The organism is uncultured Succinatimonas sp. (genome assembly GCF_905203285.1).
Classification (GTDB): Bacteria; Pseudomonadota; Gammaproteobacteria; order Enterobacterales; family Succinivibrionaceae; genus Succinatimonas.
Genome location: NZ_CAJKVK010000075.1, coordinates 1 through 9,391, shown reverse-complemented (window position 1 = coordinate 9,391; position 9,391 = coordinate 1). Strand labels below are relative to the sequence as shown.

The 9,391-nt window shown below is 40.3% G+C and carries 7 protein-coding genes; 4 read left to right on the top strand and 3 right to left on the bottom strand.

Going from position 1 to position 9,391, the window contains the following annotated elements; translation table 11 throughout:
• From QZ019_RS07710 to QZ019_RS07700, 3 genes are all read left to right on the top strand, one after another.
• Positions 1–1,955 (top strand): ATP-dependent helicase (locus tag QZ019_RS07710; protein WP_295483869.1); only part of this gene is annotated, 1,955 nt, incomplete at its 5' end.
• Positions 1,956–2,323: 368 nt separating this feature from the next.
• A complete protein-coding gene (gene rho / locus QZ019_RS07705; protein WP_009142582.1) occupies positions 2,324–3,583 on the top strand; it encodes a transcription termination factor Rho in 1,260 nt (419 codons plus the stop codon).
• A gap of 134 nt (positions 3,584–3,717) precedes the next feature.
• Positions 3,718–3,984, top strand: a complete 267-nt coding sequence (locus tag QZ019_RS07700; RefSeq protein WP_295483865.1) for a hypothetical protein — start codon at positions 3,718–3,720, stop codon at positions 3,982–3,984.
• Positions 3,985–4,047: 63 nt separating this feature from the next.
• On the opposite strand, the gene QZ019_RS07695 is transcribed toward QZ019_RS07700, so the two are convergent.
• From QZ019_RS07695 to QZ019_RS07685, 3 genes are all read right to left on the bottom strand, one after another.
• The gene (locus QZ019_RS07695) at positions 4,048–5,040 is read right to left on the bottom strand and encodes a D-alanine--D-alanine ligase (protein ID WP_295483863.1); all 993 of its coding nucleotides are present in this window, start codon (positions 5,038–5,040) and stop codon (positions 4,048–4,050) included.
• 136 nt (positions 5,041–5,176) lie between these two features.
• Complete coding sequence (trxA, locus tag QZ019_RS07690; RefSeq protein ID WP_294563723.1) at positions 5,177–5,500, bottom strand: thioredoxin; 324 nt, start codon at positions 5,498–5,500, stop codon at positions 5,177–5,179.
• A 111-nt stretch (positions 5,501–5,611) separates the two neighbouring features.
• Positions 5,612–6,262: a 7-cyano-7-deazaguanine/7-aminomethyl-7-deazaguanine transporter gene (locus QZ019_RS07685; RefSeq protein WP_294563722.1), complete on the bottom strand. Its 651-nt coding sequence runs from the start codon at positions 6,260–6,262 to the stop codon at positions 5,612–5,614.
• A 95-nt stretch (positions 6,263–6,357) separates the two neighbouring features.
• Between QZ019_RS07685 and polA the strand changes: the two genes are divergently transcribed.
• Complete coding sequence (gene polA / locus QZ019_RS07680) at positions 6,358–9,174, top strand: DNA polymerase I (protein WP_295483859.1); 2,817 nt, start codon at positions 6,358–6,360, stop codon at positions 9,172–9,174.
• The last annotated feature ends 217 nt before the right edge of the window (positions 9,175–9,391 follow it).

Genomic DNA, 9,391 nt, shown 5'->3' with positions numbered 1-9,391 from the left:
CGCGCATAGCCTGGCTTTTACAGGTGGAAATGCTTTTGCCGCGAGAAATTTTGGCCGTAACTTTTACCAATAAAGCGGCAAGAGAAATGCGTGAGCGCATTGAGCTCATTATGGGGCACTCGGTTGACGGCTTATGGGCAAATACCTTTCATTCATTTAGTTTGAGACTTTTGCGCAATTATGCAAAACAAGCAGGGCTTTTGCCGGATTTTACAGTGCTTGATACTGATAATCAGAAAAAGCTTGTAAAACGAATTTTAAAAGAAGAGCTCAACGTTGATACTAAAGAGTATGACCCGGGACAGATTGCCGATCTTATTTCCGATTTTAAGGAAAACGGACTGCGCTTTGCCGCTGTTGCCGCGTATGCGGAAAATTTAAGTAAAAAAGCTGATCCTGTTTTACTTAAAGCTTATGAAAGTTATGAAAAAACCTGTCAACGCGAAAATCTTGTTGATTTTTCAGAACTTATTTTACGTGTTGTTGAGCTTTTGCAAAATAATGCCGGAGTAAGGGAGCTTTTGCAGCACCGATTTAAACAGATTTTAGTTGATGAGTTTCAAGATACTAACTCTTTGCAGTTTAAATTATTGAAACTCCTTGTAGGTCCTGACACCAATATTATGGCAGTAGGCGATGACGATCAGTCAATTTACGCATGGCGCGGCGCCGATAGCGGTAATATGCAGAAATTTTGTGATGAATTTACTCCGGTCACAAAAATAAAGCTTATTGAAAATTATCGTTCGCGGCAGAATATTTTGGATTTGGCCAATGCTTTGATTGCCCATAACAGTGAACGTATGGTTTTAAAAGAACTGCACGGTAATCGCGGTCGCGGAGGACCTGTGGAGATCCGCAGTTTTGCAAACGGGCACACAGAGGCTGAAGGCATAAGACGCATTATCCGAATCTTAAAAAATAACGGAGTGCAATATAAAGAAATTGCAGTCTTATACCGCAATAATAGGCAGTCATCATTAATTGAAACGGAGCTTGGAAATTACGGTGTTCCTTACGTTGTTTTAGGAGGAATGCGTTTTTATGACAGAGAGGAAATTTTAAACGCTCTTGCATACGCTAAAGTGGTGATTAACCAAAACGATGATACCTCTTTGCTACGCATTATTAATGTTCCTTCAAGAAAGATTGGTCCAGCGGTTATAAAGGAGATAAGCGCTATCGCCAAGGAAAGAGGAATTTCTTTATATTCCGCTTTAAAAGAAGTTTATAAGTACGTTGAAATTGATAAGAAAACCGATAATAAAGCTTTAATCAAACTTGCCAAAAAGATTAGCGCGTTTTATTCCTTGATTGAGAATCTTAAAAAACAAAAGGATAACGATCTGCAGGATTTTATGAAAAATCTTATCGAACAGACCGGACTGCGTGAGTATTATCAGTTAAAGGATGAAAAAGAACGTAATAAGTTTAAAGACAATATGCGAGAGGAAAACCTCATTGAGCTTGTAAATAATGCGCATATTTTTAATAAATCCTATGAAAGAATGTTTGCCGATGTTAATGAGGAGGAAGCACAAATTTCTCCTCTTACGGCTTTTATTTCCAATATTGCTTTAATCGGTTCTGGGGAGATGGATGAAAAAGGCAGTACTGACGAAATAGATGAAGGTGCGGTACGGCTTATGACGATTCATTCGGCAAAAGGTTTGGAGTTTAATGTCGTTATCGTAGCCGGTATGGAAAAAAGCATTCTGCCTTCAATTAGAGCGGAGAAAAATAAGGATGAAGAGCGTCGGCTTGCGTATGTGGCTATTACTCGGGCTAAAGAAAAGCTCGTCCTTACTTATGCCATGAAGCGTTACAATTTTTCGCAAGAGCTTGAAAGTACTGGACCTTCGCCGTTTATAAAAGAAATCATTTCAAGTTTTAACGATGATGATCTTAATGCTTTGCCTTATAAGTATGTTAATAACCAGAACATGTTGAGATAGCTAAAATAAGCTTTAAGCTTTAAATCTTTTGCTTTAAGGCAAAATTGTGATATTATCAGCTCCGTTAACTTTTCCTGTTGGGAATATGCATAGAGCTTGTTATGTGAGCTTGGTTTGACGGCATGTTCATTCCGAGACAAGGTTCAGAGTTTGACTCGGATGATGTCAGGTGGTTTGTGGTGCGAATCGTTTGGCTGTTAGCAGGAAACAAGTGCGGATTATTCCGGAGCTGTTCGGTTCTTTAATGCCGGCTTGGCGGTTGACAGTTTCCCTTGATTTCGGATTTCTTAACATATTCCTGTATGTTAATTAGCAATTTTCACCATTAATAACTGATATTACGCATCCCCTGCGTTTTTGATTTTAATATGAATCTTACTCAACTTAAGAACACCCCCGTTGCACAGTTAGTTGAAATGTGCGATCAGGCCGGTATTGAAAATACCGCGCGTCTTAACAAAAAAGAAATCATTTTCCAGCTTTTAAAACTTTGCGCCCGAACAGGTGAGGATATTTTCGGTGAAGGCGTAATTGAAATTTTGCCGGACGGCTTCGGCTTCTTGCGTAGTGCCGACTCTTCATATCTTGCAGGTCCTGATGACATTTATGTATCGCCAAGCCAAGTAAGACGCTTTAATCTTCGTACCGGTGACTCGATTTCAGGCAAAATCCGTCCGCCAAAAGAAGGGGAAAGATACTTTGCCTTACTTAAAGTTGATTCCATCAACTATGAAAAACCCGAAAACGCCCGCAATAAAATCCTATTTGAAAACCTTACTCCTTTATTTGCCGACACCAGAATGCGCCTTGAGCTCGGCAACGGTTCAAAAGAAGATATCACAGCCAGAGTTATTGATTTAACCGCACCTATCGGCAAAGGCCAGCGCGGACTTATCGTTGCACCTCCTAAAGCCGGTAAAACCATGCTTTTGCAAAATATCGCTCATTCAATTGCGGTTAACAATCCAGAGTGCACTTTAATCGTCTTGTTAATTGACGAACGTCCTGAAGAAGTTACCGAAATGCAGCGAATGGTTAAAGGCGAAGTTGTTGCTTCAACCTTTGATGAACCTGCAACCCGTCACGTTCAGGTAGCTGAAATGGTAATAGAAAAAGCCAAGCGTCTTGTCGAGCATAAGCATGACGTGGTTATTTTAATGGACTCTATTACTCGTCTTGCCCGCGCTTATAACACCGTAGTTCCCGCATCGGGTAAAGTATTAACCGGCGGTGTTGATGCCAATGCTTTGCAGCGCCCCAAGCGCTTATTCGGCGCAGCACGTAACGTTGAGGAAGGCGGCAGCCTTACCATTATCGCTACTGCTTTGATCGATACCGGTTCTAAGATGGACGAAGTGATTTACGAAGAATTTAAAGGCACCGGCAATATGGAATTGCATTTGTCCCGTAAGATTGCCGAAAAACGTGTCTATCCGGCAATCGATGTAACTAGATCCGGTACCCGCCGTGAAGAACTTTTAACTACTCCTGATGAACTGCAGAAGATGTGGATTTTACGTAAGTTCGTTCATCCGATGGGTGAAATCGAGGCTATGGAATTTTTAATTGATAAATTATCCATGACCAAGACCAATGAGCAGTTCTTTGAAGCGATGAAACGCGCTTAAACGGAAGATCTCTTAAAAATCCTGACTAAAAAGCAAGTCGGGATTTTTTATGTGTAAAAATTACTTTTTGATATTTCAATATAATTGGCGTATTGTCGTTATATAAATTATCAGTAATAAAAAAGAGGCTTTTTATGGAAGAATATATTCAGCAGTTAAACATTTATTTAAAAGGCGGACAGGTTCTTTCCGTTAATTTCAGAGTCGAGAAAGCTGAAAAATTGAATACCCAGATCGATGCTTTTTTTAAAGCTTTAGGAGATAAAGACAGCAGCGGTAAAAATTTCCTGTTCCAAGGACAGCGCCCCGTGATCGTTCGTTTATCTGATGTTTCCGCAGCCGATGTCGTAAGTCTTGTAAGAAAAGAAAAAGCAGAAACAAAAGCGGATCCTTCTGCTTAATTATTTTTTAGATACAAAAAAGGCGCAGTTTAGTTTTTGCGCCTTTCTTTTTGTTTGTATCTGCTACTTCTCTGCTGCAGCGCGTTCTATCGCCTGTCTTAAAAACTCCGTCATTTGATGTCCGTTATGCTCTAAAAGCTTAGGGAACATTGAAATCGGAGTCATACCCGGGAAGGTGTTGATTTCATTAATGATGATTTCATTTTGATCTGATAAGAAGAAATCAATACGGGATAAATCACGCAGTTTTAATCCAAGATATGCTTTGCGGGCGTAATCACGAATCGCTTGCTTAATTTCGTCGCTTAAATTCTGCGGTTCAACGGTAGTAATAGATCCGCTGTCTTTACTGTACTTTTCATCAAAAGTATAGAAAAGATTATCGGGCATGATAATTTCACCTGGATTGGTGATGTAAATATTACCGTCTATTTCATAAGCGGCGCATTCAAGTTCACGATGCTTTATGGTTTTTTCAATGATTACGTCGTCAGAGAAAGTAAATGCTTCAACAACACTGTCCCAAAGATCTTCTTTTTTAGTGACGTGATAGCAGCCGATAGAAGATCCTTGACTTGCAGCTTTAACGTACACATCCTGCCAAGAATCAAAAGCTTTAAGCGCGCTAGCTTTAGAAAATTCGTCTTGGCGCGGAACAATAAGGAAAGGAGTGTTGGGAATATTAAGTGCTGATAAATAGAGTTTGGTCGTAATTTTATTAAAGCAGTTATGGCTTGCTTCGCTCTTGCATCCGATATAAGGGATATTGAAGATTTCAAGAAAAGATTGAATATCTCCAGTTTCTCCCGGTACGCCGTGAATGCAGGGTACGGCACAGTAGATATCTAAACAGTCACTGCCTGTGACAAAGCGTGAATCTTTGTCAAAATATCCGGTTGTCCCGTCTTTTAGGATAAATTTTTTATCATGAATCTCGGCTCTTACTACATTATATTCGCCGATTTCATTAATCTTTTTCTCAAGAAAATCTGCTGAAATTAAGGAAATTTGGTGTTCGGCACCGTCGCCGCCGCACAAAAGAAGAATATTTTTCATAATAAATCTAACTGGTTAAATGAAGTTAGGCAGATCTTAAGCTTTGATGAATCCAAGTGCAAATATTTTTTAGACTAAAGCTGTTTGATGGGCAAAAAAAAAGAGGATCGCAGATCCTCCTTTTTCTGAAATCAGTTTAGATATTGGCTTCGATAAAACGGCGCAGATCTTCTTCAGGAAGTGCCCCTATTTGTGAAGCCATTACTTCGCCGTCTTTATAAATAACCATTGTGGGGATGCTCATTACTTTGAGCTTGCTGGCCCATTCAACATTTTGGTCGATATCAACTTTACAGAATTTTACGTTTTCCATTTTTTCTGCTAAAGCTTCAATGATCGGTCCTACCATTTTGCACGGACCGCACCAGGGTGCCCAGAAGTCGACTAAAACCGGCTTGTCTGATTTAATCACCTCAGCTTCAAATTGATCGTCGGTAATGTGTAAGACTTTGTCGCTCATTTCTTTTTCCTATAGTGGATATAAAAACTAGGGCTTATTTTAGCACTGCAGTTTGACTGCGGAAGTCAAACTGCGAATTTTGAGCATTTTCCTGCGCTTACTTAATTAAAATTAAGCGCCGATTGCGGTTAAAGGGCGTTTGAAAACGAATTTTGCAAGGTATGAAAGGATAAGTCCGTACAAGGGCACGAATAATATGACGTTGCACAGAATTTTTACCGTACAGTCAAAGATCCCTATATCTACCCAATTTGCTGCCATGAAAGGATCGGGGCAGTGATAGAAAGCTACCGAGAAAAAGACGAAGGTATCAAGAATATTTCCGGCAACCGATGAGCAAGCCGGAGCCGGCCACCATTGCTTTAAGCGGCGTAATCTTGAGAAAACTAAAATATCAGCAATTTGTCCTATTACATAAGCGCTAAAAGACGCTGCGGAGATTCTGAAGACGAACATGCTGAATTCGGTAAGTGAATTAAGCCCCTGATATTGTCCTTGGGCAAAAAGCGTTCCGACAAAATACGAAGCGATTAATGCCGGAATCATTGCGGCGAAAATTACTTTGCGCGCAAGATGCGGTCCGTAAATTCTAACGGTTAAGTCCGTGGTGATAAATATAAAGGGATAAGTAAAAGTACCCCAAGTTGAAGTGATCCCGAAAAAGCTCATCGGGATTTGTACTGCATAATTGCTAAGCACAATAATGAAAATGTGCCAGGACAGCAGTTTACATAAAGTCGGTGAAATTTTTGGCATAAGCATACTTAAGAAACAGTTAAGCGCTCAAGCGCAGGAAAAAATGCAGGTAAATTATACATGAACTTTGTAAAATGAAGAAAATAATTTAAGGAATTTTTATGAACGCTAATTCTTGCCTGATTTTTATTGACGGATCTTCATTTTTATATCGCGCTTTTTATGCAGCAAAACGTGGGTTTACTACTAAAAGCGGCATTCCCACAGGAGCGGTGCTTATTATTACCAACATGCTTAAAAAGCTGTTGAAGCAATATGCCGGATACAAAATCGCAGTGGTTTTTGATGCCAAAGGAAAGAGTTTTCGTTCCGATTTATATCCTGAATATAAGAGCAATCGTCCCCCGATGCCGGAAGATCTGAAGATTCAGGTGGAATATGTGCACCGTATCGTTAAAGCTATGGGTTTCCCTTTAATTGTCGTCCCTAAGGTTGAAGCAGACGACGTTTTAGGTTCGTATGCCAAAAAGGCCCAAAGCTTAGGGCTTTCTTCTTTAATTTGTACCGGTGATAAGGACTTGGCTCAGCTTGTCAATGACAAGGTTACGCTAATCGATACGATGAACGATCATGTCTATGATGAAAAAGGCGTGATTGAAAAATATGGTGTTCCTCCTTGCCGTATCATTGATTTTTTAGCGTTAAAAGGCGACAGTTCGGATAATATTCCGGGGATGCCCGGAGTAGGTGACGTAACGGCTAAAACTTTAATTAATTCATTAGGCGGAATTGAAGATATTTTTAATAAGCGCAGTGAAATTGCATCGTTATCTTTTCGCGGAGCCAAAACTTTTGCCGCAAAACTTGAAGAGCGCATTGAAGATGTCCGTCTTTCTTATACTTTGGCCACTATCAAGACGGATGTTGATCTGCCGATTGCAATTGAAGATTTAGTCGTGCCTAAAAAAAACAAGGAAGAGCTTTTAAATATTTATAAAGAACTGGAATTTGCAAAACTTTATGCTGAAGAGTCTCAGGAAGTTTTAAATGTTGAAGAACATTCTCAAGCCCCTGAAACTCAGGCTGCGGCTGTTAAAACTCAAGCAGATATTGATTTATCCGGCGGTATTTTAAGTGACTATAAAAGCATAGGCTGTAAATTTGAACTTATTGATACCAAAGTTAAGCTTGATGCTTTAATTGAAAAAATAAAGCGCAAAGGACTGTTTGCGTTTGATACCGAAACAACTTCTTTACATCCTGAGGATTGTACCTTAGTCGGAATTTCTTTTTCCGTTGAAGAAAACGAAGGTTTTTATCTGCCGCTTGCTCATGCTTATTTAGGTACTCCTTTGCAGCTTGAAAAGGACGAGGTGTTTGCAAAACTTGCTCCGGTTTTTGCCGATCCTAAGATTAAGAAAATCGGACATAACGTAAAATTTGATTTATTGGTTTTATATTTTTCAGGTCTTTCAGAAGTAAACGGTGTTTATGCCGATACCATGCTTATGGCCCATCTTTTGGATTCGGTTCAATCTTGCGCGCTTGATAGCCTTGCTGAAAAATATTTATCTTATAAAACAATCAAATACTCAGATGTCGCCGGCAGCGGCAGCAAAGCTGTGACTTTTGATAATGTGCCGGTTGATATCGCTTGCGCTTATTCAGGAGAAGATTCTGAAGTTGCTTTGCGCTTGTTTAATGTTCTTTTGCCCAAAATTAAGGATGAAGGTAAAGCTTACAATATTTTGTTTGACTTGGAGATGCCGTGTCTTCATGTTTTGTTTGATATGGAGCGTATCGGAGCACTGGTAAGTGCTGATGAGCTTTATCGTCAGACAGAAGTACTTAAAGCTGAGCTTTTAGCCGTACAAAAAGATATCTATGCGGCCGCAGGGCAGGAATTTAATATTGCATCTCCTAAACAGCTTGGCAGCGTGTTATTTGAAGATCTTGCCATTCCTTACCCTAAAAAAGCCAAAGTAGATAAAAACGGTAATAAGCAGTATTCAACTGCTGAGGACGTGCTGACCGAGATAGCACCTATGTACGATATTGCAAATCTGGTGCTGCGCTTTAGATCGGTATCAAAACTTATCGGTACCTATACCGAAAAGCTGCCGCTGTTAATTTCAAAACGTACCGGGCGCATCCATACTTCATTTAATCAGGCCGGCACCACAACAGGAAGATTATCGTCATCCGATCCGAATTTGCAGAATATTCCGGCAAGAACTCATGAAGGAAAACTTATAAGAAAAGCCTTCATTGCGCCGCAGGGGTATACCTTAGTTTCGGCAGACTATTCACAAATCGAGTTGAGGCTTATTGCTCATATAGCTAAAGATCCTAATTTAATTAAAGCGTTTAGATTAGGTTATGACATTCATAAAGCTACGGCTGCAGAGGTCTTAGGCAAAGATATAAATGAGGTAACAAATGAGGAGAGATCGCGTGCCAAAGCCACTAATTTCGGTTTGATGTACGGCATGGGAGCTCACGGTTTGTCAGCTCAAACCGGTTTACCGTTTAAAGCGGCAAAAGCTTATATCGACTGCTATTTCACCCGTTATCCTAAAATCCGTGATTATATGAACAGCATCAAGAAGTTTGCTCATGAACACGGCTACGTAGAAACGATTTTAGGCAGGAGAATCGATTTCCCCAGGATAAATTCTACAAACCGTATCGCTGTAACGGGAGCCGAACGTGCTGCCATTAATGCGCCGATGCAGGGCAGTGCTGCAGATATTATTAAAATAGCCATGATTGCCATAGAAAAATGGATTGATTCTTTAGAGCCTGATACGGTGCGCATGATCTTACAGGTGCATGACGAACTTGTTTTTGAAGTAAAAAATGAGTTCTTAGATGAAGCAACTGCTAAGATTAAAGAACTTATGGAAAGTGCTGTAACCTTGGATGTCCCGTTGCTTGCCGGTATCGGTATCGGCGAAAATTGGGGGGATGCTCATTAGTCGGCAGATGTCGGCAACAAATTGCGGATTTTGCGTATAGAAAAATGTGCTTTAGGCAAAAATTTGATGTACGCAAAAATAAGTTTGAACGACAGAGATTTTGCGGCGGCAGTCAATATTCTTAACGAGGGACTGAGACTGTTGCGGCAAGAGGGTAGCGACCTGCGCTCTAGGGGGGGGGAATATCCCGATGTCTAAGCCTGTGGAGACTTCCGCT

Coding starts and splice junctions, on each gene's coding strand:
- rho (WP_009142582.1), top strand. CDS start 2,324: ATGAATCTTACTCAACTTAAGAACACCCCCGTTGCACAGTTAGTTGAA.
- QZ019_RS07700 (WP_295483865.1), top strand. CDS start 3,718: ATGGAAGAATATATTCAGCAGTTAAACATTTATTTAAAAGGCGGACAG.
- QZ019_RS07695 (WP_295483863.1), bottom strand. CDS start 5,040: ATGAAAAATATTCTTCTTTTGTGCGGCGGCGACGGTGCCGAACACCAA.
- trxA (WP_294563723.1), bottom strand. CDS start 5,500: ATGAGCGACAAAGTCTTACACATTACCGACGATCAATTTGAAGCTGAG.
- QZ019_RS07685 (WP_294563722.1), bottom strand. CDS start 6,262: ATGCTTATGCCAAAAATTTCACCGACTTTATGTAAACTGCTGTCCTGG.
- polA (WP_295483859.1), top strand. CDS start 6,358: ATGAACGCTAATTCTTGCCTGATTTTTATTGACGGATCTTCATTTTTA.